At 69.7% G+C, this 25,924-nt stretch carries 29 protein-coding genes; 11 read left to right on the top strand and 18 right to left on the bottom strand.

The features are described 5' to 3' along the window. From IDM29_RS00560 to IDM29_RS00530, 7 genes are all read right to left on the bottom strand, one after another. Positions 1 to 369: a hypothetical protein gene (locus IDM29_RS00560; protein WP_188037032.1), complete on the bottom strand. Its 369-nt coding sequence runs from the start codon at positions 367 to 369 to the stop codon at positions 1 to 3. 52 nt (positions 370 to 421) lie between these two features. After that, entirely contained in the window at positions 422 to 778 is a 357-nt protein-coding gene (locus tag IDM29_RS00555) for a DUF6188 family protein (RefSeq protein WP_188037031.1), read from the bottom strand. Next, the gene (locus IDM29_RS00550) at positions 778 to 1,977 is read right to left on the bottom strand and encodes a putative T7SS-secreted protein (protein ID WP_188037030.1); all 1,200 of its coding nucleotides are present in this window, start codon (positions 1,975 to 1,977) and stop codon (positions 778 to 780) included. Before IDM29_RS00550 ends, IDM29_RS00555 begins: the two co-directional genes overlap by 1 nt. After that, entirely contained in the window at positions 1,974 to 2,291 is a 318-nt protein-coding gene (locus tag IDM29_RS00545; RefSeq protein ID WP_188037029.1) for a hypothetical protein, read from the bottom strand. The genes IDM29_RS00550 and IDM29_RS00545 overlap by 4 nt, the downstream gene beginning before the upstream one ends. 112 nt (positions 2,292 to 2,403) lie before the next feature. Then, positions 2,404 to 3,633 (bottom strand): Fic family protein, encoded by a 1,230-nt coding sequence (locus tag IDM29_RS00540; protein WP_309232651.1) that lies wholly within the window; start codon positions 3,631 to 3,633, stop codon positions 2,404 to 2,406. A gap of 66 nt (positions 3,634 to 3,699) precedes the next feature. After that, complete coding sequence (locus IDM29_RS00535) at positions 3,700 to 4,482, bottom strand: DUF429 domain-containing protein (protein ID WP_375372388.1); 783 nt, start codon at positions 4,480 to 4,482, stop codon at positions 3,700 to 3,702. Between the two features lie 101 nt (positions 4,483 to 4,583). Beyond that, complete coding sequence (locus IDM29_RS00530) at positions 4,584 to 6,662, bottom strand: nuclease-related domain-containing DEAD/DEAH box helicase (protein ID WP_188037027.1); 2,079 nt, start codon at positions 6,660 to 6,662, stop codon at positions 4,584 to 4,586. Positions 6,663 to 6,764: 102 nt separating this feature from the next. Here IDM29_RS00530 and IDM29_RS17550 point away from each other — a divergent pair, with 102 nt between their 5' ends. Continuing rightward, positions 6,765 to 7,649, top strand: coding sequence for an HNH endonuclease (locus IDM29_RS17550; RefSeq protein ID WP_223147803.1), 885 nt, complete (start codon positions 6,765 to 6,767; stop codon positions 7,647 to 7,649). Between the two features lie 53 nt (positions 7,650 to 7,702). On the opposite strand, the gene IDM29_RS00520 is transcribed toward IDM29_RS17550, so the two are convergent. Both IDM29_RS00520 and IDM29_RS00515 read right to left on the bottom strand, forming a co-directional pair. Next, complete coding sequence (locus tag IDM29_RS00520; RefSeq protein WP_182112679.1) at positions 7,703 to 8,941, bottom strand: exonuclease domain-containing protein; 1,239 nt, start codon at positions 8,939 to 8,941, stop codon at positions 7,703 to 7,705. Between the two features lie 147 nt (positions 8,942 to 9,088). Next, positions 9,089 to 10,930 (bottom strand): DUF2075 domain-containing protein, encoded by a 1,842-nt coding sequence (locus IDM29_RS00515; protein ID WP_182112678.1) that lies wholly within the window; start codon positions 10,928 to 10,930, stop codon positions 9,089 to 9,091. Between the two features lie 222 nt (positions 10,931 to 11,152). Here IDM29_RS00515 and IDM29_RS00510 point away from each other — a divergent pair, with 222 nt between their 5' ends. Further along, the gene (locus IDM29_RS00510) at positions 11,153 to 12,658 is read left to right on the top strand and encodes an MFS transporter (RefSeq protein ID WP_375372387.1); all 1,506 of its coding nucleotides are present in this window, start codon (positions 11,153 to 11,155) and stop codon (positions 12,656 to 12,658) included. A 33-nt stretch (positions 12,659 to 12,691) separates the two neighbouring features. Here the strand turns inward: IDM29_RS00510 and IDM29_RS00505 are convergent, their stop codons facing one another. Genes IDM29_RS00505 through IDM29_RS00495 form a run of 3 tightly spaced genes read right to left on the bottom strand, consistent with a single transcriptional unit; the run spans position 12,692 to position 14,642 of the window. Next, the gene (locus tag IDM29_RS00505) at positions 12,692 to 13,225 is read right to left on the bottom strand and encodes a hypothetical protein (RefSeq protein WP_188037025.1); all 534 of its coding nucleotides are present in this window, start codon (positions 13,223 to 13,225) and stop codon (positions 12,692 to 12,694) included. Further along, positions 13,222 to 13,566 (bottom strand): hypothetical protein, encoded by a 345-nt coding sequence (locus IDM29_RS00500; protein ID WP_182112676.1) that lies wholly within the window; start codon positions 13,564 to 13,566, stop codon positions 13,222 to 13,224. Before IDM29_RS00500 ends, IDM29_RS00505 begins: the two co-directional genes overlap by 4 nt. A gap of 2 nt (positions 13,567 to 13,568) precedes the next feature. Further along, positions 13,569 to 14,642: a hypothetical protein gene (locus tag IDM29_RS00495; RefSeq protein WP_182112675.1), complete on the bottom strand. Its 1,074-nt coding sequence runs from the start codon at positions 14,640 to 14,642 to the stop codon at positions 13,569 to 13,571. A gap of 165 nt (positions 14,643 to 14,807) precedes the next feature. Between IDM29_RS00495 and IDM29_RS00490 the strand changes: the two genes are divergently transcribed. Beyond that, positions 14,808 to 15,182: a nucleotide pyrophosphohydrolase gene (locus IDM29_RS00490; protein ID WP_255491708.1), complete on the top strand. Its 375-nt coding sequence runs from the start codon at positions 14,808 to 14,810 to the stop codon at positions 15,180 to 15,182. A 2-nt stretch (positions 15,183 to 15,184) separates the two neighbouring features. Here the strand turns inward: IDM29_RS00490 and IDM29_RS00485 are convergent, their stop codons facing one another. The 6 genes from IDM29_RS00485 to IDM29_RS00460 all read right to left on the bottom strand — a co-directional run bounded on the left by IDM29_RS00485 (position 15,185) and on the right by IDM29_RS00460 (position 18,507). After that, positions 15,185 to 15,595 carry a contact-dependent growth inhibition system immunity protein gene (locus IDM29_RS00485; RefSeq protein WP_223147802.1) on the bottom strand — a complete coding sequence of 137 codons (411 nt, stop codon included), beginning with the start codon at positions 15,593 to 15,595 and terminating at the stop codon, positions 15,185 to 15,187. 8 nt (positions 15,596 to 15,603) lie between these two features. Then, positions 15,604 to 15,933 (bottom strand): hypothetical protein, encoded by a 330-nt coding sequence (locus IDM29_RS00480; RefSeq protein ID WP_182112674.1) that lies wholly within the window; start codon positions 15,931 to 15,933, stop codon positions 15,604 to 15,606. Positions 15,934 to 16,090: 157 nt separating this feature from the next. After that, on the bottom strand, positions 16,091 to 16,432 hold the full coding sequence (locus IDM29_RS00475) for a hypothetical protein (RefSeq protein ID WP_188037024.1): 342 nt from the start codon (positions 16,430 to 16,432) through the stop codon (positions 16,091 to 16,093). A gap of 226 nt (positions 16,433 to 16,658) precedes the next feature. Next, entirely contained in the window at positions 16,659 to 17,030 is a 372-nt protein-coding gene (locus IDM29_RS00470; protein WP_188037023.1) for a hypothetical protein, read from the bottom strand. Continuing rightward, positions 17,027 to 18,163: a putative T7SS-secreted protein gene (locus IDM29_RS00465; protein WP_188037022.1), complete on the bottom strand. Its 1,137-nt coding sequence runs from the start codon at positions 18,161 to 18,163 to the stop codon at positions 17,027 to 17,029. The genes IDM29_RS00470 and IDM29_RS00465 overlap by 4 nt, the downstream gene beginning before the upstream one ends. Before the next feature lie 104 nt (positions 18,164 to 18,267). After that, a complete protein-coding gene (locus IDM29_RS00460) occupies positions 18,268 to 18,507 on the bottom strand; it encodes a VOC family protein (RefSeq protein WP_188037039.1) in 240 nt (79 codons plus the stop codon). Between the two features lie 137 nt (positions 18,508 to 18,644). On the opposite strand from IDM29_RS00460, the gene IDM29_RS00455 reads away from it, so the two are divergent. The 8 genes from IDM29_RS00455 (at position 18,645) to IDM29_RS00420 (ending at position 25,891) form a co-directional block, all read left to right on the top strand. Beyond that, on the top strand, positions 18,645 to 19,232 hold the full coding sequence (locus tag IDM29_RS00455; protein ID WP_188037021.1) for a DUF6318 family protein: 588 nt from the start codon (positions 18,645 to 18,647) through the stop codon (positions 19,230 to 19,232). Next, complete coding sequence (locus tag IDM29_RS17545; RefSeq protein WP_188037020.1) at positions 19,229 to 20,095, top strand: PKD domain-containing protein; 867 nt, start codon at positions 19,229 to 19,231, stop codon at positions 20,093 to 20,095. Before IDM29_RS00455 ends, IDM29_RS17545 begins: the two co-directional genes overlap by 4 nt. A 451-nt stretch (positions 20,096 to 20,546) precedes the next feature. Beyond that, positions 20,547 to 21,143, top strand: a complete 597-nt coding sequence (locus IDM29_RS00445) for a DUF6318 family protein (protein WP_255499749.1) — start codon at positions 20,547 to 20,549, stop codon at positions 21,141 to 21,143. A 383-nt stretch (positions 21,144 to 21,526) separates the two neighbouring features. Further along, positions 21,527 to 22,021 carry a PKD domain-containing protein gene (locus tag IDM29_RS00440; RefSeq protein WP_188037018.1) on the top strand — a complete coding sequence of 165 codons (495 nt, stop codon included), beginning with the start codon at positions 21,527 to 21,529 and terminating at the stop codon, positions 22,019 to 22,021. Positions 22,022 to 22,238: 217 nt separating this feature from the next. After that, positions 22,239 to 22,847 (top strand): DUF6318 family protein, encoded by a 609-nt coding sequence (locus tag IDM29_RS00435; protein ID WP_255499748.1) that lies wholly within the window; start codon positions 22,239 to 22,241, stop codon positions 22,845 to 22,847. Positions 22,848 to 23,415: 568 nt separating this feature from the next. Next, a complete protein-coding gene (locus tag IDM29_RS00430) occupies positions 23,416 to 24,096 on the top strand; it encodes a DUF6318 family protein (protein ID WP_309232650.1) in 681 nt (226 codons plus the stop codon). A gap of 313 nt (positions 24,097 to 24,409) precedes the next feature. After that, entirely contained in the window at positions 24,410 to 25,009 is a 600-nt protein-coding gene (locus IDM29_RS00425) for a DUF6318 family protein (protein ID WP_255499746.1), read from the top strand. Positions 25,010 to 25,294: 285 nt separating this feature from the next. Continuing rightward, the gene (locus IDM29_RS00420) at positions 25,295 to 25,891 is read left to right on the top strand and encodes a PKD domain-containing protein (protein WP_188037014.1); all 597 of its coding nucleotides are present in this window, start codon (positions 25,295 to 25,297) and stop codon (positions 25,889 to 25,891) included. The last annotated feature ends 33 nt before the right edge of the window (positions 25,892 to 25,924 follow it).

Raw genomic sequence — 25,924 nt, 5'->3', positions numbered from 1 at the left:
TTACACCTGCCCCCAGTCCGAACCGCGCAGCCCTAGGAAGTAGTCGTAGTAGTCGATGCACGAGCCACGCAGAGCGCTCCGGTCGATGGCGAGCACATGCTCCAGTACCGAGCGATGAAGCACCCCCCTCTCCGCCATGATGGTGAGCGTATGCAGCTCCGCTTCTAGACAGGCCTCGTCGTCCTCGCGGCGCGCTAGGGTCGCGAGGACGCATGAGACGACGAATGCCTCCTCCTCGGAGTGCCCGTCGAGGACGTCCGTGATCTCGTCGGCTGCGCGCTCCCGTCGCCGCCGGTCCGGCGCCGTCATCCCGTCGATCAGCTCGAGCACCATCTCCCTGTGGTCGCTACCGCTCTTCACAGCGCCCATCAGCGGCCTCCGAAGACGGTTCAATTGCGAAAGCCATTTCGCACGTTCCTAGTCAGACGACGATCGCCGGCTGATCTTTGAGTTGAATCATGAAGCTCTCGTAGTGCGGATCGTCGTCCACGATTTCAACGTGAGCGTCACGTCCCTGGAATCTGATCCGGACCGTTCCCTCGACGGTCCACTGGACGGCCTCGATGGGCGCCCCGAGGGCGGCAAAGAGCTCTCTCAGCACGCCGTCCTGCTCCTGAATTGGGGTTGCACCGTCGGGCACCAGGCGCATAGCCGACTCGACCCTGATCCACGAGGTGTCGTCGAAGCGGAGGATAACCTCATTCTGGCCGACGCAGACCTGGAGGAGAATTAAGCCGTTCAAGGCACTGAGGTCGGTTGCCGCAGGAAGTCCGTACATCAACTCTCCCAGTATCCCTCGGGCAACGGAACGTGCGTGCGAGCGCGGAACTGCGCCCGCGTCAGGTTGCCGGGCGGCAGGCCCGTGGTCGGATCGACCGGTTGGCCAGACGGATTGTCGAGTCGCCAGTACCCGTGAGGGTACTGGTCTGTAGGGCGCATCACTCGTAGCGCAAATCCGTCACGAACGCTGCTCGGCGGAAGCTGCGGCGGGTTGGTGGGCGTCAGGAAGATTGCCGGCGCCTTCGGCGCACTCCCAGCCGGACGCGCCGGTCTCGGCACTGCGCCTGCTTCGACGATGAAGCCGCGGGCCGGCGCGCCCGTGGTGCTCGGACGCCCTGCGCGTAGGACCCGGGATGCGGCCCCCGCACCTGCGAGAGACAGCGCCGCGTCCGGCACCATCCCGCCCCACCACGCCGCCGGGTTGTCCTCGAGCGTCTGGGTGTCGAGCAGCACCGGGACGACCTGGTCGGGATCCGTGAGCAGAACGTCGACCGCCTCGCCGAGGGCCTCGTTCGTGGCCCGGCTCTCCTCCATGAAGCCGTCACGGTCCACGAAGACCCGGACCGTCGTGACCAGCGGAAGGTGGACGAACACGGTGCCGACCCAACGGGCGAGGTTGAGGAAGAACTGGCCCGTGTGCCAGGCGCCGTCGGGCAGGTCCGCGCTGAGCTCGTCGAGCAGGCGTGCCGTCTCCTGCGCCGACGCGCGCGTCGCGGCCCGCGCGTCGTCGAGCATGGTCTGGGCTTCGTTCAGCGCACCAGAGTCGTACTCCAGGGTCGGCACGGTCAGGGCGACCCGCTCCGGCAGGCGTGAGCGGGCCCCACGCGTCGACGGCACGGGCTCCGTACACATCAGCCGCGCCGCGGCCCACAGGTCTGCTGCCTCGCCGGCCTGACCCCGAGCCCAGGACAGCACGTCCGCGTGCGCTCGCAGCACGATCGCGGCGGCACGGAAGACGCCGGCGACCGCGCCCAGCGACTCCTCGAGGACGGCTCGTCGCCCGGCCCAGCCGTCCGCCGCGTCGCCCACCCAGCTCGCGACCACGTGCCGTCCGATGTCGGTAGCGGCCTCGAGCAGCGTGTCAGCGCGTACCTCGAGGTCGTCGGCATCGCCGTGGAGCGCCTCGAGGGAGCCCGGCACCAGCAGCTCGGGGTCGTCGGTCGTCCACAGCTCGGAGATCCGGACCTCAGTGTTCACAGCGGGTTCTCGCCGCTCGACGTGGGCTCGGAACTCGGGGCGAGGACGTCACTGTCGCGGTACTCCCGCACGGTCGCGTGGAGGTTCTCCCCCGCGTCGACCGCCTCCTCGCCCAGGCCCTGCACGAGCAGGTGCGTGTACCGGTCCGCGAAGCGGTGCGCCGCCGCGGTCAGCGTCCGGTCGCCGTACGAGGCCGCGGCCAGGAGCAGGCCGGCGCGTCCCACGGTGGTGACGTCGTCGCCCGCCTGCAGCAGGGCGGAACCCGCCGCCCACGCCTCGTCGTACTCGACCTCGAACCCGCCCGCGCCGGTCATACGCCACCTCCCCAACGGGAGCATGGCGGGAGCGGGCCGATGGCCACGGTTGTCCACAAGCGTGGCCTGACCACGCGATTGGCACGACGACGATGGCGAACGACCTGAGCTGTCAGCCGCGTCGGACCTGCTGTGCGTACGCGTCGAGGAGTCGCAGGATGCCGCTGTGCTGCCACACGCGGTTGCGCTGCTTCCCCGAGCGCTCCTCCAGGACGCCCCTGTCGGCGAGCTGCTGCAACGCACGCTGCGCCGTGGTGTCGGTCATCCCCATGTCCCGGACGAGGTAGCGGGAGTTGAGCACGGGGTGCGAGATCAGGTGAGGCAGCACACGCCACGCGACAGCCTGGGGGCGCAGTCCGGAGAGCGCGTCTCTCGCGGCGTCGAGCTCCGCGGCGAGGTCGTCGACCAGCGCAGCCCCCGACGTCGCCGCGTACCGCGCCGCGCGCGCGAACTGCTCGACGATCGGACGTGCGTCCCCCGCGCGGTATGCGGTCAGGCTGTCGAAGTACGCCCGGGTGTCCGTGAGCAGACCGGCCGAGACCGGCGCCGTGGTGTGCAGCATGAGCTTCTTGGCGCGGAGGACCGCATGGACGAGCGCCCGGCCCGTGCGGCCGTTGCCGTCGGAGAAGGGGTGGATCGTCTCGAACTGCGCGTGCGCGACCGCCGCCTGGACGATGACGCTCAGGTCTTCGCGCTGCACGAAGCCCATCAGGTCCTTCATCAGGGCTGGCACCAGCGGCGCCTGCGGCGCGACGTGCGAGGCGCCACGAGGGCTGATCGCACTGGTGCCCACCCAGACGAGCCCATCGCGGTACCGGCCCGCGTGGGCCTCCCACCCGCGCTCACCGGCCATGAGCTCGGCATGCATCCGCAGGATCGCCGCCTCGTCCAGCGAGTCGGCGAGGGCGAGCGCCGCTTCCATGGCACGGACGTTCGCGGCGACGGTCAGCGCGTTGTCGCTCGACGCCTGGTCGATCTCGGCCAGGGCGAGCTGGCGCGCACCCACGGTGAGGTTCTCGATCTGCGACGACGACGCCGACTCGGTGCGCAGGAGGATCGAGCTCATCGGTCCCAGCGCGGGGCTCTCGGTGCCGAGCCTGGCACGGGTGTGGGCGTCGAACCGCGCGAGCGCCGCGGACGCCTCCTCGACGTCGGCGGTCAGGTCGGACGGCAGGGAAGGGGCGTAAGCGGCGATGCTCGGGGGGACCGTGGACTGATAGACGCCCGAGCCGGCGGCGACCTGGGCGCGGCTCGACAAGCCATCGCCCTCCGCGAGCCACTCGTGCGTCTCGTACTCGACGGGGTCGATGGGCAGCGGGTCCGAGGGCGGATCTGTGGACACAACGCCACGTTACTATCACTTCTGCCTTGAAGTGCAGGTAGCGGTGCTTGCGGCGGGGGACGGAGGTCAGCCGAGCGCGTCGAGCGCCTTCGCGATCAGCTCCGCTTCCGTCAGCCCGCGCTGCTCCGCCGCCTTGTGCACCCTTTCCCATATCTCATGCCCACGTTGCACAGTGACGGCACCGCCAGGCACGGCAGACCGCCGCCCCGGCGCCCGACGCGGAGGCCCTGGGACCACGATGTAGCCCACGCGGGCGTCCCCGAGGACGCGGAGCGCCGAGTCCTGGCGGGCCCAGAGCCACGCCAAGTAGGCGCAGAAGATGGCGTCGACCTCGTCCTCGACCGCTGCCAGGTGCATCGGTCGCTCCGCAGCGGTGATCACGGTGCGGATGTCAGCCCACCGCGCCTGAGCGCGCAGTCGCATCGGCTCCTCGCAGAGCTCCTCCATCGCGTCGAGCAGCACGAGGAACGCCGAGCGCCTCGACGCCGTTGTCCGGCCTGGCTTGTTCTTGTACGGCAGCACGCGGTCGAGATCGAAAAGCGTCACCATCGCCGGGTGCGGGTAGACCTCGATCGCGACGGAGCGTCCCGGACCGGGCGAGACGGTGGGATCGACGTCCCAGCCCAACCGGTTCGCGAGGACCTCGCCGCGAGGTGGGTTCAGCCACGGTCGTGAGCGGTTGCTCGAGTGCGCGCCCGCGTCATAGCGGCCGAACTCGGCCTGCAGCAGGGCCTCGCACTCTCGTCGACCCGTCTCGTTCGGTACGACGAGCGGCGCGTCGATCGCGGCGACGACGTCGCCTCGGCCGTGCTGGTCGACGAACTCCTTGATCTCGTCGTCCGTGCGCACAGTTGACGACGCCACGAGGCGTCCGGACTCGTCCAGCGCCGCGAGGCCCGTGCGGTTGCGCTCACCCCAGGCGAGGTCGACGCCGAGGTAGGTCACCGTCCTCAGACCACCCCGACCCACAGACCGTCGCGCGCACGCGTCATCCCCACGTACAGCTCGCGACGGCGAAGGTCCCACCGCTCGCGCTCGGTCCCGTCCTCGGGCGGCGCGGCGTTGCCGACGTCGGCCGAGACGACGTCGGGCAGGAGCACCTGCTTGAACTCCAGCCCCTTGGCCCGCTTGATCGTGCCGACCTTGACGGCCTCGACGGGTGTGCCGGCGTACTTCTCGAGATCGATCGCCGGGATCCCCGCGCGCTGGAGCGCCTGGAGCGCGTCGCGCACGGCGAACTTGCTCAGGCACAGGACGCCGATGTCGCCCGGGCCCGTGCCGACCTCGCCGAGGACGTGGCGGACGCGCTGCACCATACGAGGCCCCCGCTCCCGCGCGCCGGCACACTGCTCGATCACCGGCCGGGCGCCGGTGCGCGGGACGCTGCCCGGCACGTCGCCGCGCGCGCCCGCTCCCTCGATGTCCGAGAACTCGTCGCCGGCGACCATGCGCTGCGCGAACTCGAGGATCTCGCGGGTGTTGCGGTAGTTGACGTCCATGACGACGCCGCGGCCGGCGAGGGAGATGCCCAGCTCGCCGAGCGTGTAGCCACCGGGGTAGATGGACTGCTGGCCGTCGCCGATGAGGGTGAAGGCGTCGGGCGCGTCACCGACAAGGCCGTGGAGCATGCGCACCATGGCGCAGCTGAGGTCCTGCGCCTCGTCGACGATGACGGCTCCGTACGGCTCGGTGAGCGGCTCGCGCCGCAGCTCTGCCTCCGCCAGGAGGATGGCGTCGGCGAAGTCGCACACGCCCTGGCCGCGCAGCTCGGCGTCGTAGGCCTCGTACAGGCGCCAGACCTCCCGGCGCTGGTCCAGGTTCAGGCGGTAGCCGCGACCGGTCCGCAGGAGGTCGGCGTACTGGTCGAACTGCGTGATGCCGCGGCCCTTGATGACGCTCTGGACCTCCTCCTTCCAGTAGCGCACCTGCATCGCCGAGGTGCCAAGGCGTCCGGCCGCGCCGACACGCTCCCAGGCGACCTTGAACGCGGCGTCGGCCTTCTGGCCGTTGAGGTTGAGGCGCACGCCGCGCTCGTCGAGCACCCGCAGGGCGAACTGGTGGATGCCGACGAACTCGACGCGATCCGCGACGTCCGGCGCCATGCGATGCAGGGACTGCTTGAGGACGTCGGGCAGCGTCCGGACGAAGGTGGTGACCAGCACCCTCCCGGGTCGCGTCCGCGCCAGGTACGCGGCGCGGTGGAGGCCGACGACGGTCTTGCCCGTGCCGGCGGCGCCACGGATGCGCGAAGGGCCGTTGAAGGAGCGGCGGACGAGCTTGGCCTGAGACGGGTGGAGGAACGTCATCCACTCCTCGATCGGGCTCGCGAGCATCCCCTCGAGCAGCGCCGACTGGACGTCCTCCTCGCTGAGGAGCGGCTCCATCGACGCCGTCGCCTGGGTCGGGATGACCGGCTCGGGAAGCGCCACGCTCACGGGCGCGGGCGCGTTCACCTCAGGGAACAGGGCCAGTGCGCGCGTCAGCACCGTGTCGACCTGCGTCGGTGTCAGGCGGCTGCCCTTCGCGGCGATGAACCGCAGCACGTCCTTCTCGCCGACGACGCACACCGGACCGACGCGCTCGTTGATGCCCTGGCGGCCCGCCAGGACGACGACGGCGTGCACCTCGCCCGGAGCGAGGCCCACGTCGGCGAGGTCGCCCTCGGCGGCGTACGCGAGGTCGGCGAGGGCCAGGACGTCGTCGGTGACGTCATCCTGGCCGCGGTGGATCCGGTCGGCCTGGATGCGGACGTCCTTCCACGCCTTCGTGTCGACGATGAAGACCCCACCGGGGCCGACCACGACCAGGTCGACCTGGGCGCGGCGGCTGCCGGGCCAGCGGCGGTCGGCGAGGAGGTGATGGCCGACGGCGGCGAGCGGGGCGAGGGCTTGCGCGGTGCGCTTCTCCGTCACGTCGGCGATGCCGTACCGGGCGGCCGTGGCGCGGGCTTCCGCTGCCGCGGCGGCGTGGGCATCGGCGAGTGCGAGCTGGCGGCGCGCCTCTGCGCCGGCTGAGTCCCCTGCGGGCATGTGAGTACCTCCCAGGGACTCGTCGGCACCGACATGGCACTTCGTGAGCCGATAAGCCTTCCGGCCCTGTTTCCACGGCCCATTTCATGGTGAGCTCGCGCGGTGGACACCGCTGTCGAGTCGGCGCTTCGCGTCGAGATCATGAGCTGGCTACGCGAACGTGCCGCGATGAACGGCGGGTTCCTCCACCGGCAGGAGCTCCTGGGTTTCCGGATCGACGGCCGCGACCTTCCGCTCATCGACTTCTCGCGGGGCATCCGCAACCCGGCGTCGTTCAGCTCGACGCTGTCGATCGTCGCGACGTCGAACGGGCCCTACGACGACGTCGAGTCCGACGACGGTCTCCTGCACTACAGCTACCGCAAGGGTGACCCGTGGAGCGGCGACAACCGCAAGCTGCGGACCGCGATGGAGACGGGGCAGCCGCTCATCCTGTTCCGCAAGGAAGTGGCGAACTACTACACGCCCGTGATGCCGGTGTACGTGGTCGACGACGAGCCCGAGAGTCGCGCGTTCATCATCGCGCTCGACGAGGCGTTCCGGTTCATGGGTGACGTGCGGAGCCTCGCGGAGCCGCAGCGCGAGTACGCGCGCCGCCTCGCCAAGCAGCGGCTGCACCAGCCGGCGTTCCGGACGCGGGTGCTGCTCGCGTACAACACGCAGTGCTCGATCTGCCGGCTGCAGCACGGGTCGTTGCTGGACGCGGCGCACATCGTGCCGGACTCGGAGGCGCACGGCGTCCCGACGACACCGAACGGGCTCGCGCTCTGCAAGATCCACCACGCCGCGTACGACCAGAACATCCTCGGGGTGACGCCGGACTACCAGGTGCAGGTGCGGACGGACGTGCTCGAGGAGGTCGACGGGCCGATGCTCAAGCACGGGATCCAGGAGATGCACGGGCGGGAGCTGACGCTGCCGACGCGGCGGGCGGACGCGCCGGATCGGGAGCTGCTGGCGTGGCGGTGGGAGCGGTTCTCGGCGTAGCTACGGCGCGCTGCCGATAGGGGCGTGGCACCCGCGGGAAGCAGGTGCCGGGTTCACGTCGTGAGTGTCGCCAGCATCTGTTCGAATGCCTGCTCGGTCACAATCGGGATGCCGTAGTCGGCGGCCTTACGCGCCTTTCCCGAGAGCGAATCCGGGTCGGCGGCCACCACGAGCGCCACCTTCTTGGTTACGCCGGACCAGGGAACGAGGCCAACTGCCTGGGCGCGCTCCATCCAAGTCTCGCGCGGCACCGCCATGTCGCCCGTGAACACCACGAGGTCGCCCGGGCGCAGCCGGAAAGTAGTGACCCGATGCGTGGGCGGCCCCGTGGCGCCGGACGTCACCTCCGCCGTAGCGATGATGAGCGCCTCTGCCATCTCCGCCTGGTCAAGGCCAAGCAAGGCTCCAACCGCGTTCAGATCTCCCTTCTCGTCGTCCGAGAGCAGACCGTCCGCCCACGCGACTCGCGCCAACGCCTCGTAGTAGCCGACATGCAGGTCGCGCGCGGTGGCCCGGTCGATCCCGAGCTCGACGGCGAGAGAGACGAGCCCATCCTGCTCACGGACGGACAGGAACCGGTCCAGCAGCGCGCGGTCGAGCAGTGCCAGGTACTGCTCCTGCTCCAGCGTGTCGCCCGCACTCGGCAGCCGGTCGGCCAGTCGCTTGAGGAAGGGGACCTGCCTCGACCGCGCCGCCCCGCGCTGGGCAGCGGTGAAGGGCTGGCGCGCGATGGGCGGCCAGGGGGTGGAGCTCGCGTCGACGACGACGTCGTGCCACGGCGCAGGGTCACGTATCCCGAGATAGGCGCCCAGCAGGTGCGCAGTAGCGGTGGCGTCGGCGAGCGCGGTGTGCGCTTCGGTGAGAGGGATGCCGAGATGCGAGCAGCACCCGGCGAGCGCGCGCGGTGCACCGGGGAGCAGACGTCCGGCCCACTGCATGGTGCAGAGGCACCGGTCCGCAGTGATGGGGACATCCCACCCGGCGCTCGCGAACTCCGTGTGGACGAAGCGCCGATCGAAGTGCGCGTTGTGCGCGACGAAGGTACGGCCCGCGAGGCGATCGGCGAGGTCACCGGCGACCTGGGCGAACGTCGGGGCGCTCAGCACGTCTGCGGCGCTGATGCCGTGGACGTGCTGCGGTCCGAGGTCGCGCCCGGGGTTGAGCAACGTCGTCCACGACTCCTCGATGGCCCCGCCGGGGTCCACGTGCACGACCGCGATCTCGACGATGCGATCATGCGCTCCCGGAAAGAGCCCGGTCGTCTCCACGTCGACGACGGCATAACCGGCCATGGCGCCCTCCGCATTCTCGGCCTACTTGCATACTTCGGCAGGTGATGGGAGCGACGTGAGCCGCCGCCGAGCCGCGACATGGGGAACGACTACCGGACGCGTGTCGGGCAGCCTTTACGTCGACGTGACCGAACGGCGTAGCGAGAACTAGCCAGCATTCACCACGCGGCGCAGCATCGCCCGCGTCTCCTCGTCCGTCGAGTACAGCAGCGCCCCCACCATCCCCCGCGTCAGCAGCACTTTGTAGACGTGCCGCACCAGCCGGTCGAACGTCGCGTCGTCGACCACCTTGCGGTTCCGGAAGTCGGGGTCCTTGTTGAACTCCCGCTGTGCCACCCAGCGGTCCTCGCGCCACACGAGGTCGTTGCCGAGGATGACGCCGTTCCAGTCGTACTCGAACCCCTGCGCGGTGTAGACGCAGCCCACCTGCCAGAAGCCCGCCGGATCCGTCGCCCAGAGCGGCGACGGCGGCGCCCCACCCACGGAGCGGTCACTCTTGAGGTTCCACGGCCGAGACCAGTCACCGATGCGCACGTCCGGGACGAGCGAGCCGTCGTTGCGCGGATTGCTCCACGGCCAGCAGTAACCGGCGGTCATACGAGCGCCATAGCCCTCGTCGCGCTTCGCGGCGAGCCGCCCTTCAAGCTCCACCGGCGAGTCGACGACGTCGACGGAGAAGCTCGCCTCGTCGCTCCACGGGATGGGCCCACCCTCGCGGAGGCCCAGAAGCCGCAGGACCCAGTCGAGGTATGCGTCGCTGCCCCCGGCCCGGTACTGCGCGTTGAGGTCGACGTGCCGGACCGTCAGACCCTTGGTACGCGCGTGGTGCTCGATCTCCGCGACGCTGCCCATCTCGCCCGGCCGCACCACCTGGTGCTGGTCGAGGAGGAACACGGGCACCCGGGCGGCGTCGAGCAGCTCCTCCACCTGCGGGCGTGCGTTCTCGCGTAGCGACTTCGCCGTCCAGCGGTTCACGGACTTCTCCCGGAGCCGGTGCGCCTCGTCGAGGATGAGCACGTCGAGCCCGTTGGTCTCGGCGTCCATGAAGCTGTTGAAGTACTTGAACAGGCTCTTGACCTGCGTGGACCCCTTGCCCGCAACCTGCCGCAGGGTCGTCGTGAACGACTGCGAGCCGGTCGCGTGCAGCACCGACCTGCCCTGCCGCGCGAGCTCGCCGAGCAGCGACAGCGCGATGACGCTCTTGCCGCTCCCCGGTCCTCCGGCGATGACGATGGCCGTCTTATGGTTCGACGAGCGCGCCTCCTCGACGGCGGCGAGAACGAGCTCGTACGCGACACGCTGCTCGTCGAGCAGCACGAACTGCTCGCGCTCGCGGATCTCCTTCGCGGCGACCGCCAGGAGCTGTTTCGACGGCCGGATCGCCGAGCCGAGGAACCGGTCCGCAGCGGCCGCGCCCGGCTCGGGTGCGAGGCGACTGCGCAGGTAGTCGATGAAGTCCGCCCGACGCTGGCCCGTGAACAGGCGCGCCTCGCTGGCCGCCGGCATGCCGCGAAGGTCCGCGACGGCGGCGTCGGTCGCGTTGTGCAGGTACGCCACGCCGTCCATCGCCTCGGGCCGCTCGGCGAGCACCACGACGAAGTCGCGCAGATACTGCGCGTATCCGGCGACCTGGGCGGACGGGTGCAGGGACGGGCGGTAGGGGGCACCGTCGACGTCGACCAGGGTGTCGCTCGCCTCCCAGCGCGAGGCGCGGCCCCACTGCTTGAGCTCGACGACGACGTACGAGTCGCGTCCGGTGCGGGGGTGCACGCCGGCCAAGACGACGTCGGCCCGTTTGGAACTGAGCGGGAGGCGCCGCTCGGGAAGCACCTCGACCCCGCCGAGGCCGGCGTCGGCGAGGTCACGTGCCAGCGCTGGCAGGCTGTTGCGCCAGGAGCGCCGCTCTCCCGGGCCGGGGAGGCCGAGACCGCTCATGACGAAATGCTCGGCGAGCTGGCGCTCGACCTCGGTCGCGTCGCCGTCGCACATGACCGCGAGCGCACGACCGCTCCACCTGATGGGTTGCACCGACGACCCCTGCGCAGCACGAAGTTCGTGCGGAGGGGGCATGTCCGGCCATGAGGCGCGGAAGTCCGTCGGTACCGCTGATCGCCTCGGACACTAACGGGCAGGCGGCGGTACACCGGTGGACGACGCGCAGGCAGTGCTCCGCGCCCGATGAATCCGCGGCGCACCAGCGGTCTGTCGTCGATGAGCGCTCACCCGCCCGCTGAGAGGACCGCCCCCGTGACTGCCGACAGCGACCATCCCGCCGCCAGCACCGCCATGCGCACGTTCGGCCACATCCTCGTCAACACCGCCGTCGCGAACGTCACCACGAGCTTCCTCTGGTTCGCGCTGACGTTCTGGGTCTACCTGGGCACGCGCTCCGTGCTGGCCACGGGCGTCGTCGGCGGCGCGTACATGCTCTTCGTCGCGCTGAGCAGCATCGTCTTCGGGACGATCGTCGACCACCACCGCAAGCTGCGCGTCATGCAGGCCTCGAGCGCGATGACGCTGCTCGCGTTCGGGGTCGCCGGCGCGATGTTCTGGCTGCTGCCGGAGGCGGCGCTGCTCGACCTCGGCGGGCCGTGGTTCTGGGCCTTCACCGTGATCATCCTCGCGGGCGCCGTCGTGGAGCAGATGCGCAACATCGCGCTCTCGACGACCGTGACGATCCTCGTGCCGGACGAGCGCCGCGCGAACGCCAACGGGCTCGTGGGCACCGTCCAGGGCGTCGGGTTCATGGTCACGAGCGTGTTCAGCGGCCTGTCGGTCGGGCTGCTCGGGATGGGGTGGACGCTCGCGATCGCGCTCGGCCTCATGGCCGCGACGCTCGTGCACCTCGTCACCATCCGCTTCCCCGAGGACCGGGTCGCCGCGGCGCCGACGTCCGGTGCGCGCGCCGCCGTCGACCTCTCCGGCTCGATCGCCGTCATCCGCTCGGCGCCCGGGCTCTTCTCGCTCATCACCTTCGCGACGTTCAACAACCTCATCGGGGGTCTCTACATCGCACTGATGGACCCCTACGGACTCGAGCTGTTCTCCGTCGAGGTGTGGGGGATCGTGCTGGCCGTCAGCGCGACGGGATTCATCGTCGGTGGCGGGGCGGTCGCCAAGTTCGGGCTGGGCCCGAACCCCATGCGGACGATGCTGCTCGTCGTCGTCGGCATGGGAGCGCTGGGCGCGACGTTCACGATCCGCGAGTGGTGGGTGCTCTACGCCGTAGGCATGTGGCTCTACATGTGCCTGATCCCGGTCGTGGAGGCCGCCGAGCAGACGGTCATCCAGCGGGTGGTCCCGCTCGAACGGCAGGGCCGCGTCTTCGGCGTCGCGATGACGTTCGAGGCGGCGGCGACCCCGATCACCGCGTTCCTCATCGCGCCGCTCGCCGAGTTCTGGATCATCCCGTACGCCCGCTCGGACGCCGGCAGCGCGGCACTCCGGCCGCTGCTCGGCGACGGCGACGCGCGCGGCATCGCGCTCGTGTTCCTCCTCGGCGGGCTGCTCATGGTGGTGGCAGGCCTGCTCGCGTTCCGGTCGCCCATCTACCGGGTGATGTCCCGGACCTACCGCGAGGCGGCGCCGACGTCGGCCGCGAGCGAGAGCCCCGGTGCCGCGCCGGGCCAACCGTCGATCCGCGCTGGCGTCGCCGCGAGCGGCGAGCCGGGCGTCATCAAGGGATCGACGCCGAACGACGACGGCGGAATGCCGTAGCCGGACGCCTGGCGCGGGCTCGAGCTCCGGGGATCAGCGCCCGAACGTCTCCGTCGACCCGCACACGAACTCGCCGGTGACCGTCGCGTCGACGTCGGTCGTCGCCATCCTGCGCGCGCTCTCGGACACGCGGCCCGGCAGGTCGGCGACCTCGAAACCGCCGTCGGACATCTCGAGCGGCTCACGGGCGACGTAGACGCCGCCGTCGGGCAGCACCACCGACAGCCGCGGCTCGTCCCCGGCGAGCCCCGAGACGGCCCCTGCGTAGTAGCCGAGCGGCGCGGAGACGTCCTTGGCGACCTCCTCGAGGTGCGCGGCCCGAGCAGCGTTGTCGACGTCCTCGCCGAAGTGCGTGCCGGCGATATCGACGTAGCAGTCCGTGCCGTCCATCGTGACCTCGACCGAGACCGGCTCGCCGTCGGGCTCGGGGGTGTAGGTGACGGTGAACGCCGCGGAGCCGTCCTCGAACCGCCCCTGCGAGCCGTCACCGCTCGTGCAGCCCACGAGCATCGTCGTCGTCACCACGAGCAGGCAAAGCAACCGGACCGGCGGAGGCCGTCGGCTCACTGCTGCTCCTGTCGGAACCGCGCGAGCGCCTCGCGCCGCAGCGCGTCCAGCTGCTGCTCGCGCTGCTCCGGAGTCATCGCCGCCGCCTCCGCCCGCGAGCGCTCCGCGGCCGCAGCGAGCACGGGCGCGAACGCCGACGACGACGCGAACGAGCGGATGTCCATGCGCCCGTCGAGCACGGCTGCGGCCAGGTCCCGCAACTGCGGCGGCCCCGAGCGCCGCAGCTCCTCGAGCCCGTCGCGCGCCGCCCGGTGCAGGGGGTCGTTCGTCGGGATCGTCGCGAAGAGGCGCGGCTCCCGCTCCTGGTCGCCGCCCTGCGGGCCCAGCTCGGTCTCGGACACGCTCAGACCCTCCCGTTGTCGTACGCCGCCGGCAGCTTGAAGGTCGGCGACGTCATGGTCAGCGCCTGGAGCACGCCGGCCCCGGCCACGAACACGTCCAGGTACGTCCGTGCCTCGTTGATGACCGCGAGGGCCTCGCCGGCCAGCCACACCGCCCGGGCGATCGCCGCGCTGCCGGCGAGGAAGCCGACGATGCCGCCGATGCCCGTCCACGAGGTCAGCGCGGCGAACCCGTACGCGATGGCACCCGCGAGCGCGATGTCCATGATCGACGCGAGGATCCCGGCGAGCAGCTCGGCCTGCGTCTCCATGGCCATGGCGAGCCCGTCGGCCTGACCCTTGAAGTCGCGCAGCGCCTGGGCGATCTGCTCGCACTGCGCCGCGACCTCACCGAAGTGCGCGGCCGCCGCCAGCGCGGCGTCGCCGTACCACCGCTGCATGCACACGGCAGTCTCGGCATCCACCGTGAGGCCGACGAGCGTCATGTACTGGCCGAGATTCTGAGACGCCGACCCGGCCGCGTACATCGCGTTCCAGTCGCCGGCGAAGGACTTCTGCGCCTCCTTGAACGGGTCGTACCCGAAGATCGCGTCGAGGACCTCCATGACGAGCGATGTCGGGCTCAGCCAGTCGGCCGTGAAGATCCGCTCCATCAGGGTCGTCCCTGGGTCGCTCACCGGCTCGCGCAGCGCGGACGTCGAGGTCGCGACGCACACGGGCATCGACATCGACTCCCGCGACGCCTGGGGTTGGCCGCCGCTGTACAGGGAGTCGAGGCGCGCGTCGGTCGCGTCGTCGGTCGCGTCGTAGGCCGCAGCCGTCGCCATCAGCTCCGTCGCGGACCCGTTGAGCGAGAGCCCGAGCGCCTCGAGCATCTGCACGACGCCGTCGCGCGTCTCGTTCATCGACCCGACGGCCTGGTTGTACAGCAGAGCGCCAGGCATCGTGTCCAGCGTCAGGTGGTTCCAGGCGTAGGTCCAGGCCGGGCCGCACGCCTGTGCGTCCCATCCCTCCGCCGACAGCTTCCCAGCGAGCTGGCGCAGCGCTGGCGTCTCGACCGCGAACTCCTCCGGCACGTGTGCCCCCCTCTCGACTGCACGCAGACTAGACGGACCCACCCCGCAGGTCTTGTCAGGTCACCCGGACGCGCGCCATCACACGCGCGTCGGGCCGAGGACCTGACGCGGATCCTTGCGCCCTGACCGGGGCGCGCCGCGGGGGGGTTGTGGCACCGTCACTGCGTGCACACGACGGACGACGACGGACGCGAACCGCAGCTGACCGAGCTGAGCCGCCTGATGCGCGAGTTCTCCGAGCAGCGCGACTGGACGCAGTTCCACGACCCGAAGTCGCTCGTCCTCGCGATCGTCGGCGAGGTCGGCGAGCTCGCGGAGCTGTTCCAGTGGCTCCCGACGGACGAGGCACTCGCCGTGCGCGACGACCCGCGGCGACGGGCGCGGGCCGGCGAGGAGATCTCCGACGTGCTGCTCTACCTCGTGCGGCTCGCCGACGTGCTCGGCATCGACCTCATGGCGGCGGCACGGGAGAAGCACACGCAGGCACGACGTCGGTTTCCCGCCGAGGAGCACCTCGGGCGGGCGCCGGAACGGAGCTGAGGTCAGTCCGGGTCGGCGATGAAGGGTGCCAGCTCCGCGAGGAGGTCCGGCATGACGTCCGCGTCCTCGACGTCGATCGCGTGGACGATGCGACGCAGCTCGCCTTCGGGGTCGTCAACGGTCGACTTCCAGTCGTCGTACTTGCGCACGACGGCGGCCAGGAGGTCCCCCGGATAGAAGTCGCCGTGGGCGAGCGGATCCCGGCGTAGCACCGCGAGAGCGCGCGGGATCAGAACGGGTAGACCGACACCCTGACCGATCATGATCCTGAGGCCCTCGGTGTCGAGGGAGCCGACAGGGACCCGCCGCAGCTGCGTCACGCGGGTGATGAGGAACGTCGATCCCGGCGGTGGCTCGCCCCACCGGTCGCCTTCAAGCTCCTCGAGCGACAGGTCGTTCACCTCGTGAGTCATCACAGCGCTCAGTCGTCGAGCCGGGCGCGGTAGATCCAGCGCACACCCCTACGCACCTCGAGTTCGGGAGCCGACATGACGTCCGTGCGCACGCCGATGTTGACGTCGTTCCCCACCAGCACCCAGAACGCATCCTTGATGTCTTCGATGTCTTCGTCGTCGTCCGGGGTCTCGCGAGCGAGCTGGAACCGCAGCGTCACGTCCTTCCCTGCGATCTCGACACCGACCGCGAGCGCGTGCCGCGGGATCGCCCCCAGCGAGGCCTGCGCCACCTGAGCGACGACGTAGTTGTCCCAGATCGGCGCGTTCTGGGGGTTCTCGGGACTGGGGAGCGTCACGGCGACGCCAGCGCGCCGATGTCGGCTCGTCGACCTGCTCCAACGCGAGTCGTATGCCGCCCGCGGTGCGCGGCGTGAGGCATCCGGCGGGCGGCGCTGGCACCCGTCAGGGCCCGGCCGAGCGGGCGCGAGCTGTCGAACCACACGTCCACACCACTCATGGCCGGAGGCTCGGGTGGTACTCGTAGTCGATCTCGCGGAGCTCCGGGCTCAGATAGCCGCGCAGCTCCGCGCCCCCGGGGTCCTGCGGGTCGGGGAGCATCTCCACATCGCTGACCCAGATGAGGTTCCTGACGGGTTCGGTGCCCGACAGATAGGCGCGGCCCAGCCATTCCCAGATCCCGCGGCACGTCGTGGGCTCGTCGCGTACGTGCGCCACCGTCCACCGGACGACATCCGAGAGGATCAGATGGGGAAGGACGACACCGTCCATCTCCTCGAGGTTTTCCGCGAGTATCGGCTCGAGGCTGCCGTGCTCGTACACCAGCGCTCCGATCATGGCGACAGTGCACGGGTGATTCCTCATCGGCCCTCCATGGCGTCTCGGAGCTGCTGGGCTAAGCGCTCTGCGACGGCGCGATCCCGCGGATCGGCATCTGGGCGCCCGGGTTTGGCGCGGGCCGAAACAGCAGCGTCGCGTCCGTTCACTGCGGACTCGACACCGACCGCACGCGCGCGCCTGGGGAGGGGAGCATCACCGCCAGCCGCCCAGCCGCGTCGGAGGGTCACGTGCCCGCCTCGAAGACCCACGCTCCGCGGCTTGGGCCGAAGTAGTGAGCCTCGCCAACTTCCGTGATGTTGATAGCGAGCCCCACGTCACCTGGACCAGCCGGCCGCCAGAACCGGTCGTCCGCGACCACAGCGTCAATCTCCTCGTCGGGGACCAGGCGCCGATCTTGCGCGTCCCACGTGCTCCAGGCGATCGTGATGAGGGCCTCGTGTGCAAGCGTGCTGACCACCCGTGCCGCCATCAGGCGTCGCCGCTGCGGCACGGCGTCGGGGAACTTGTGATTGAGCTCCCAAAGGATCTGCCAGAGGCTCGCGTCCTCTTCAATCGCCTGGAAGAGGACGATGCGGCACACCTCGTCGAGCGTCATTGCTCAAGATCCGGGTTGCCAGCAAGGGGAACGCGAATCGTCTCTCCGTCTCGACTGACCCGCAGGTAGGGACCGAAGTGCAGGAGGTCGCTAGCGTCGGGCACACCTCGCTCAAGCATGACCGCCTCGCCGAGCCTCTCCGGATTGAGGAATCGGACGCCCTCCCCCTTCTTCAGTGGCAGCTCGTTCCACGTCTCCGGAACGAGCTGCCTCACGTCCTCCCACGCCGCTCCGCGCAAGGCCTCGGGATCGCGCAGGAACTCGTCGAAGGTTGGCATCGATCGTGGTTCCACGTCGAGTGCCTCTTCTTCGGGATGGTCGCCGTGGCCAGGTTCTCGGGATGCCGAGGGCCCCTGCGCCGTCGGCGAATCACGCTCACCAGCGACGGTCCTCAAGAAGCGGCTGCCCCGAAGTCCGGCAGAGGCGGCAGCTCCGCCTCCCGCTGTCGCCCCAACGATGATGAGGTCGGGTACCAGCCGCCCTGCTGCCCTGAAGGGCTCGGTCCGCCAGGTGTCGTAGTCGACCATCGCCTTGACCAGCGCCTCCGGATCCTCGCGCAGTCCGGTGTAGAGCCCGGTCGCCACGGCGACGCCGTCGGAGATCACCGCATCAGGGTCGGAGATGAACCGAACGGCACTGAACTGCCACCAGCCCTCGATCATGGCCACCGTGCCCTCGGCCATCCCGAGGTAGTACTGGTGGTGCGCGCCGATGACGGCGCTCCAGAACGGCGGCAGCCGGTCGATGCGGTCGGTGATCGCCTGGAGTGCCGAGGCGGCGCGCTCCGCCGAGCCGTCCACGGCGTCGCGCACGTCCTCGAGCAGCGCGTCCGCCTCCCACGCCGTAGCCGGTACCGCGGAGGCGAGGCGGTCGTCGGCCCACGTGATCGTGTCCGCGTGGCCGTCCAGGACTGTGGCGGCGTCCACGCTGTCGTCGGCCGCCCGGCGCAGGTCACGCACCACGCCGGCGAGGGTTTCGAGGTAGGCGTCGCACGCCTCGCCCGACCACCGGCCGACGTCGGCCCGCGCCGCAACCGCGGCCAGGTCCTCCGCCGCCTCCGCGCGACGGCGTAGGCGCGCGGCGTCGTCGCGCAACGCCGTGGCGTTGCCGAAGGAGGTGGCAGTCGCGCTCATGGCGCACGTCTCGCTCTCGTGGGACCGGCGGGTCCGGTATGTCTATCTGCGCGAGAGCGCGCGCGTCGGGGAGACGACGAATCTGTGGATAAGCGGCGGAATGCTCAGCCCACGAAGACGCAGAGCGTGTGACCGTCGGGGTCGGCGTAGACACGGAGCGGCTCCTGCGGGTCGTCGCTGCGGTCGAATCGCAGCGTCCCGCCGAGCGCCACGATGCGCTCGTGCTGTCGGTCGAGCTCCTCCTTGCTGGGGACCTGCGTGTCGAGGTGCAGCTGCTGCGGGACCGCCTGCTCGGGCCATGTGGTCGGCGTCTGCTCGTCGACCTGCTGGAACGCGAGCTGGATCCCGCCGCGGGGGGCGGACCGTCGACCCTTGGCGACATTCCCGGCGTTCTCTGAGCGTCACGCGTATGGGTGATGCGCTGTCCACAGATCGCTTCGCGACCTGTCGGGAATGTCCGGCTCGCCGGTAGGTTGCGGCCATGCGTCTCAGCAGGGGCACCGCGGCACTGCTCGTCGCGCTGTGCGCGGTCGGAGGGCTCACGGGGTGCACTGACCGTTCACCCGAGCCGACGCCGACGCCGACGCCGACCGCAACGAGTGGCCCGACGCCAACACCGACGACCCCGCCGGAGGCAACTGCGCCGGATCGGCCCTCAGCCACGCATGAGATCAGCACAGAGGGAGCGGGGGCATTTGCCGCCTATTTTTTGGAACTCTACCCGTACGTGTACGCAACAGGAGACCTAACGGAGTGGCGAGGACTAAGCCATCCAGAGTGCATCTTCTGCGCGTCGGTTATCACGAACGTGGAGGAGCAGGTCGCCACTGGAGGCCGGTCGGAAGGCGGCGGTAACACGTTCATCGACATATCAGCTGTCGACATCTCCCCGGAACTCTACGCCGTCACCGTCACGACCGAGCAAGCGGCAAGCCGGGAATTTGACGCTGCGGGCATGACGGTCGACGAGTCCCTCGGAGGGCGGTACCAGCTTTACGTGGTCCTTGTCCCAACGCCCACCGGATGGCAGGTTCGGGGAATTGATGTCCTTGACGGGCCGGCCGAGTGAGCGCTCGTCGCGCCGTAAGCGTCACTCTCGCCCTTCTGCTGGTTGTCCCCGCAGCAGGTACTGCGCACGCGGACGTCACATACGGCGGCGAGGCGCGCGACGACGGCGTCACCATCACAGCCCGCGATGCGCTCGCGACCGAACGAGCGTGGCAGTCCTCATCGACAGACCCTCGTCTGCGCCTGATCGAGTACATGCGAAGCCGTATGTGCGGTATTTCTTCGGGCCGCCCGTCGACGCCAGCCAATGGCAACTGCACTGCCGACGAGGGCCCTGTTGATATCCCGGATTGCGGCGGTGTGGCGCACATCAATCCACTGTGGCGCCGCGAGCGCGCCACACCTGCCAGTCCGTGGGGTCCTTGGCTCTTCACCTCACCAGCGTCCTGCCCCCAAGAAGCCCTCCCCGCCTTCTCGGCCGAGGACTTCCGTCGCCTCCCGCTCAGCCCGGCCCAGGTCACCATCCAACCCGCCGCCGCCACGGTCCTCATCAACATCCCCACCATCACCATGGCCACCGCCGCCCAGCAGAACCTCACCACCGACCTGCTCGGCTACGCCGTCGAGGTCCAGGCCACCGCCACCTCCTACAGCTGGGACTACGGCGACGGCTCCGCCCCCCTCGTCACGACGAGCCCCGGCCGCCCCTACCCCGACCACGACGTCCACCACAGCTACGGCGACCCCGGCACCTACGCCATCACGCTGACCACCACCTGGGCCGGCCAGTACCGCCTCGCCGGCACCACCACCTGGCAGGACATCGACGGCACCGCCACCACGGTGACGACGACGCCGCCGATCACCGCCGTCGAACGCCGCAGCACCCTCGTCGCAGGCGCGTGCAGCTCACCGGGCTGCTGACGAAGGGCCCGCGGCTCGGACGTGCTGACCGCACACCGGCGAGATCTCTCGGTCCCATTTCGGCAGCGCGCGCCCCGGGGTAACCAGGCACCGGCAAGTGCCTTTGGTTGCCGGTGGAGCGCTCGATGAGCTTGCTGGCGTCCCAAAGTTCGACGGCCGCGCCGATGGCCGCGATGCCCGCCGCCGGCGCGGTCCGCAGGCGAGGTCGCCGTGGTGACGTCCACATGTCGGCAGGACCCCAAGGAGCCGGTAGCGCTGCTGAAGCGGCGTCCCGCCCGTCAGGCCGACTTATGAACGCCACTCGTAGAAGGAGGCGACCAGGGCGACAGGGGAGTATCCGCCGGCACGGATCCCTGGCGTTCTCTGAGCGTCACGCGTACGAGTGACGCACTGTCCACAGATCGCATGCCGACCTGTCGGGAATGTCCGGCTCGCCGGTAGGTTGCGGGCCATGCGTCCGAGCAGGGGCACCGCGGCACTGCTCATCGGCGCGTGCGCGGTCGGCGGGTTGGCGGGGTGCACTCGTGACTCGGTCGAGCCGACTCCGGCGCCGACCGTGTCGAGCAGTCCGACGGCGACGCCCAGCCCCACGCCGACGCCCACGACGCCGCCCGAGGCGATTGCTCCCGAACGGCCGGCTGCCATGGACGAGATCAGCGTCGCTGGCGCGGAGGCGGCGGCCACGTACTTCATGCAGCTCTACCCGTACGCGTACGCGACAGGCGACCTCACCGAGTGGCGCAACCTGAGCGACCCTGAATGCGTATTCTGCAACTCCGTCGTACTCAATGTGGAAGAGCAAGTTGCGGCAGGACATTCGAGCACCGGATCTCGCATGGACGTGCACGAGGTCTTCGCCTGGGAGATCAGTGTCGGCCGTTACGGCGCAACTGTGAATGCGACTGAGGGCCCGTCCATGGAACTCGACGCATCCGGCGAGCTCGTCTCTCAGCGCCTCACCCCAGAGACCAACGAGCTGACCTACGCGCTCGCCCACGACGGCACGGCGTGGCGAGTGCTTGAAGTGGGCGTGGAGCCCGCCTCATGACCCTCCGGCAGTTCACAACGGTGCTGATCACGGCCGCGCTGATACTCGGACCAGCGACGCTCGCGAGTGCTGGCTCAAGGGATGAAAGTCAGGCCGTGTCGGCGATCGGCCGAGGAAGCGTCTATGAGTTGAACGCTCGCGACGCATACACGGCTGAGCGGGCATGGCAGTCGTCGGCGCAGGATCCCAGCCTGCGGGTCGTCGAGTACACGAGGACCCGCATGTGCGGCCGCAGTAGCGGACACATCTCGACTCCGCTGAACGGTGACTGCGCTCTGGACGAAGGGCCAGGCGAGTCCTTGGACTGTCAAGGAGCTGTACCCCTGCTGCCGCTGTGGCGCCGCGAGCGCGCTACGCCGACAAGCCCATGGAGTGTTTGGCTCTTGGCAGCCGAGGCGTCCTGCCCCCAAGAAGCCCTTCCCGCCTTCTCGGCCGAGGACTTCCGTTGCCTCCCGCTCAGCCCGGCCCAGGTCACCATCCAACCCGCCGCCGCCACCGTCCTCATCAACATCCCCACCATCACCATGGCCACCGCCGCGCAGCAGAACCTGACCACCGACCTGCTCGGCTACGCCGTCGAGGTCCAGGCCACCGCCACCTCCTACAGCTGGGACTACGGCGACGGCTCCGCCCCCCTCGTCACGACGAGCCCGGGCCGCCCCTACCCCGACCACGACGTCCACCACAGCTACGGCGACGCCGGCACCTTCGCCATCACGCTGACCACCACCTGGGCCGGCCAGTACCGCCTCGCCGGGACCACCACCTGGCAGGACATCGACGGCACCGCCACGACCGTCACCACGGCCCCGCCGATCACCGCCGTCGAACGCCGCAGCACCCTCGTCGCAGGCGCGTGCAGCTCGCCGACCTGCTGACCACTCAGGCGAGCGGGCCGTTCGAGCCGCACACCACCCCGCTGGCGCAACGCGCCGCGCTGCGCGGCGACGCTCACGGACGTCGCCGCGTCGGGCCGGCGCCGACGTCCACCCAGTAGCCCGACCGCCATCACGTCACCGGCGGAGGACCTTTCCGAGCCGTAAGTGGCGCCTCGTGACCTGTCGCGATTGTCCGCCTCACCGATAGGTTGCGGCAATGCACCTTGATCGGGGCATCGCGACGCTGCTTCTCGGCGTGTGCGCGGTCGGCGGCCTCGCGGCGTGCACCGGCCCTTCGCCCGACCCGACGTCGAAACCGACCGCGGAGAGCGGCGGCCCAGCGCGAACGCCTACGTCTACTCCGACGTCGACGACGCTGCCCGAGGCCATTGCTCCTAAACGACCGGCCGCTATGGACGAGGTCAGCGTCGCTGGCGCCGAGGCAGCAGCGGAGTACTTCTTGCAGTTGTACCCCTACGTGTACGCAACGGGGGACCTGGCCGAGTGGCGGTCCCTCAGCCACGCAGGGTGCCAATTCTGCGCCTCGGTCATCAGCAATGTTGAGGAGCAGGTTGCTCTAATGCACACAACGCAGGGGGGCGCGATCTCAATTCAGAGCGTCGAGGGAGTCGCCGTCGACAGCTCGTACACCTCCGTCACGGTGGAGTTCCGGCAAGCACCGTCTGCCACGCTCGACCGGGCCGGCACTCTTGTGGAGGACTTCCCCGACGCCAAGACATACCGGACGCTCGTAGGGGTTGAGATTGCGAACGGGAAGCCGGTGATTCGCGGCGTGCAACCGGAAGTGATCAGTGGCACCGCCTAGTCAAAAACTCGCGGGACGATGTTCGCGTGCCCGGCCGTCTCCGTGGCAGGCGTGCTGGGGGGCGCGCGCCTGCCAATGCCGCAGAAGCCGAGGCGGACCCCGGACTGGACGGCGGTCCAAAGATGACTCCACGCACCTCTCGGCCCGAGGCGCACATGGCCTTGAACAAGCGGCAGGCGCAGCATCAGCTAACGCGGGCGACCGCCTGAGCGCACGCGAGCCGTGAAGTGCGGCACCACTTCGGTCGCAGTGTCGGCTCTGCTGAATGGCGACTGCAACGACGACTTTGGTCCTGGACGGAGCGTGTTTGCGAGAGGGCCAAGCCGTTGAGGCTTCTCTGGCGACGCGACAGAACGACACCCACTACCGCCTGGAGCCCGTGGCGGTATGTGTCTGAGTGGTCCTCCCCGAGGACGCCCTTCCCGCCTTCACCGCCGTATGACGTGGGCGATGTGCGGGTACGTGTGCGGCATGGCTGGACCTCCGCGTCCAGGGTGCCGCGTGGCGGACCGATCGTCATCCCTCGGCACGGATCCCTGGCGTTCTCTGAGCGTCCCGCGTATGGGTGATGCGCTGTCCACAGATCGCTTCGCGACCTGTCGGGAATGTCCGGCTCGCCGGTAGGTTGCGGGCCATGCGTCCGAGCGGGGGCACGGCGGCACTGCTCATCGGCGCGTGCGCGGTCGGCGGGTTGGCGGGGTGCACTCGTGACTCGGTCGAGCCGACTCCGGCGCCGACCGTGTCGAGCAGTCCGACGGCGACGCCCAGCCCCACGCCGACGCCCACGACGCCGCCCGAGGCGATTGCTCCCGAACGGCCGGCTGCCATGGATGAAATCAGTGTCGATGGCGCAGAGGCCGCAGCAACCTACTTCTTGCAACTTTACCCGTACGTATACGCCACCCGAGACCTGGCGGAGTGGAGCATCCTCAGCGATCCTGAGTGCATCTTCTGCGCCTCGGTCATATCCAACGTCGAGGCGCAGCAGGAATCCGGCACAGTAAATCGCGGGTCCCTGATCAATCTCCAGGAGATCGAGGCCCGCGAGATAACTCGAGGCTCGTGGTTCGGCGTCAACGCCACGTTCGTCGAGGGCCCTTCGACAGAGCTCGACCAAGCGGGAGCTGTGGTAAGCGAACGCGCTGAAAGCACTCTAAACACTGTTGAGTTCGCCTTAACCGTCAAGGACGGTGCGTGGACAGTTCGAGAGGTCGAGGTCCTGGAGAGTGTGCCAGCGGAGGGCGTATGAGGCTCCTCCTCGCGTTCTTGACAGGCTGCCCCCTGGTAGCGCCCTCGTCGCCAGCAAGCGGTTCGAACGAGAGCGCGGGAAGCAGCACGTTCGGCGGTGAGGCGAGGAGCCGGTAGCCCTGCTGGAGCGGCGTCCCGCCCGTCAGGCCGACTATGGACGGCGACTCGTAGAAGGAGGCGACCAGGGCGACAGGGGAGTATCCGCCGGCACGGATCCCTGGCGTTCTCTGAGCGTCACGCGTACGAGTGACGCACTGTCCACAGATCGCATGCCGACCTGTCGGGATTGTCCGGGTCGCCGCTAGGTTGCGGCCATGCGTCTGGTTCGGTGCATCGCGACACTGCTTCTCGGCGTGTGCGCGGTCGGCGGTCTCGCCGGGTGCACGCGCGAGTCCGTCGAGCCGACACCTGGCCCCCCGGAGCCCGGCAGTACCACAGCGTCTGCCACGTCCACGCCGACGCCCACGACGCCGCCCGAGGCGATTGCTCCGGAACGACCTGCCGCCATGGACGAGGTCAGCGTCGCCGGCGCGGAGGCGGCGGCCACGTACTTCCTGCAGCTCTACCCGTACGCGTACGCGACAGGCGACCTGAGCAAGTGGAACGAACTGAGCGATCCGGAGTGCGTATTTTGCCAGTCCGTCATACGCAATGTCCAAGAGCAGGTGGCGGCAAGTCACTCAAGTTCCGGGTCGGCCATCGCCATTCTTGAAGTGTCTGCATGGGAGATCAACGTGGGCCGCTACGGAGCGACCGTTACGGCGAACGAGGGACCTTCGAAGGAGTACGACGAAGCCGGCGAAGTCGTCTCCGAGCGCACCGAATCAGAGAAGCACGTGCTCACGTACGCGCTCCGCCATGACGGCTCAAACTGGCGCGTGCTGGAGCTAGATGTCGAGACGGTTGAGTCGTGAGCGCTCGCTCAACCACCAAGATCGCAGTGTTCACCGCCATGCTGGTGCTTGTCGGATCGGCAGCGCTCGCGCGTCCCGGTCTCGGCGACGAGGACGAGGCGGTATAGGCCGCAGCCCGCGGTGACGTCTTCGAACTCAACGCGCGCGAGGGCTTCGCCGCTGAGCAGGCGTGGCGCTCCGCAGGCGCAAGTCGGGCCCTGGCACTCATCGAGTATCTCCGGGCGCCGCTTTGTCCGGTCACTTCCGGCGAGATCTCGACGCCCGGCAACGGAAGTTGCGCGACGAATGCCGGCACAGTCTGTCCCTGACTGCGAGGGCGTCGCTCCTCTCGAGCCACTCTGGGGCCGGTCGCGCAGCACTCCGACTGCTCCCTGGAGCGCTTGGACCCTCGTCAGCCCCTGGTCCTGCCCCCAGGACGTCCTCCCCGCGTTCACCGCCGAGGACTTCCGTCGCCTGCCCCTCACCCCGGCGCAGGTCACCATCCAGCCCGCCGCCGCCACGGTCCTCATCAACATCCCCACCATCACCATGGCGACCGCGGCGCAGCAGAACCTCGCTGCCGACCTGCTCGGCTACGCCGTCGAGGTCCAGGCCACCGCCACGTCCTACAGTTGGGACTACGGCGACGGCTCCGCCCCCCTCGTCACGACGAGCCCGGGCCGCCCCTACCCCGACCACGACGTCCACCACAGCTACGGCGACACCGGCACCTACGCCATCACGCTGACGACGACGTGGTCCGGCCAGTACCGGCTCGCCGGGACCACCACATGGCAGGACATCGACGGCACCGCCACCACCGCGACGACGACGCCGCCGATCACCGCGGTCGAGCGCCGCAGCACCCTCGTCGCGGAAGCGTGCACATCCGCGGACTGCTGACACCGGTCGTACGCCACCACCCGCCCTCGCGCC

This window comes from Actinotalea sp. JY-7885 (assembly GCF_014525465.1).
Classification (GTDB): domain Bacteria; phylum Actinomycetota; class Actinomycetes; order Actinomycetales; family Cellulomonadaceae; genus Actinotalea.
This window is presented reverse-complemented; position numbering and strand designations above follow the sequence as displayed.

Coding starts and splice junctions, on each gene's coding strand:
- IDM29_RS00560 (WP_188037032.1), bottom strand. CDS start 369: ATGGGCGCTGTGAAGAGCGGTAGCGACCACAGGGAGATGGTGCTCGAG.
- IDM29_RS00555 (WP_188037031.1), bottom strand. CDS start 778: ATGTACGGACTTCCTGCGGCAACCGACCTCAGTGCCTTGAACGGCTTA.
- IDM29_RS00545 (WP_188037029.1), bottom strand. CDS start 2,291: ATGACCGGCGCGGGCGGGTTCGAGGTCGAGTACGACGAGGCGTGGGCG.
- IDM29_RS00530 (WP_188037027.1), bottom strand. CDS start 6,662: ATGCCCGCAGGGGACTCAGCCGGCGCAGAGGCGCGCCGCCAGCTCGCA.
- IDM29_RS00520 (WP_182112679.1), bottom strand. CDS start 8,941: ATGGCCGGTTATGCCGTCGTCGACGTGGAGACGACCGGGCTCTTTCCG.
- IDM29_RS00515 (WP_182112678.1), bottom strand. CDS start 10,930: ATGTGCGACGGCGACGCGACCGAGGTCGAGCGCCAGCTCGCCGAGCAT.
- IDM29_RS00510 (WP_375372387.1), top strand. CDS start 11,153: ATGAGCGCTCACCCGCCCGCTGAGAGGACCGCCCCCGTGACTGCCGAC.
- IDM29_RS00485 (WP_223147802.1), bottom strand. CDS start 15,595: ATGACTCACGAGGTGAACGACCTGTCGCTCGAGGAGCTTGAAGGCGAC.
- IDM29_RS00475 (WP_188037024.1), bottom strand. CDS start 16,432: ATGATCGGAGCGCTGGTGTACGAGCACGGCAGCCTCGAGCCGATACTC.
- IDM29_RS00470 (WP_188037023.1), bottom strand. CDS start 17,030: ATGACGCTCGACGAGGTGTGCCGCATCGTCCTCTTCCAGGCGATTGAA.
- IDM29_RS00465 (WP_188037022.1), bottom strand. CDS start 18,163: ATGAGCGCGACTGCCACCTCCTTCGGCAACGCCACGGCGTTGCGCGAC.
- IDM29_RS00455 (WP_188037021.1), top strand. CDS start 18,645: ATGCGTCTCAGCAGGGGCACCGCGGCACTGCTCGTCGCGCTGTGCGCG.
- IDM29_RS00445 (WP_255499749.1), top strand. CDS start 20,547: ATGCGTCCGAGCAGGGGCACCGCGGCACTGCTCATCGGCGCGTGCGCG.
- IDM29_RS00435 (WP_255499748.1), top strand. CDS start 22,239: ATGCACCTTGATCGGGGCATCGCGACGCTGCTTCTCGGCGTGTGCGCG.
- IDM29_RS00430 (WP_309232650.1), top strand. CDS start 23,416: ATGCGCTGTCCACAGATCGCTTCGCGACCTGTCGGGAATGTCCGGCTC.
- IDM29_RS00425 (WP_255499746.1), top strand. CDS start 24,410: ATGCGTCTGGTTCGGTGCATCGCGACACTGCTTCTCGGCGTGTGCGCG.
- IDM29_RS00420 (WP_188037014.1), top strand. CDS start 25,295: ATGCCGGCACAGTCTGTCCCTGACTGCGAGGGCGTCGCTCCTCTCGAG.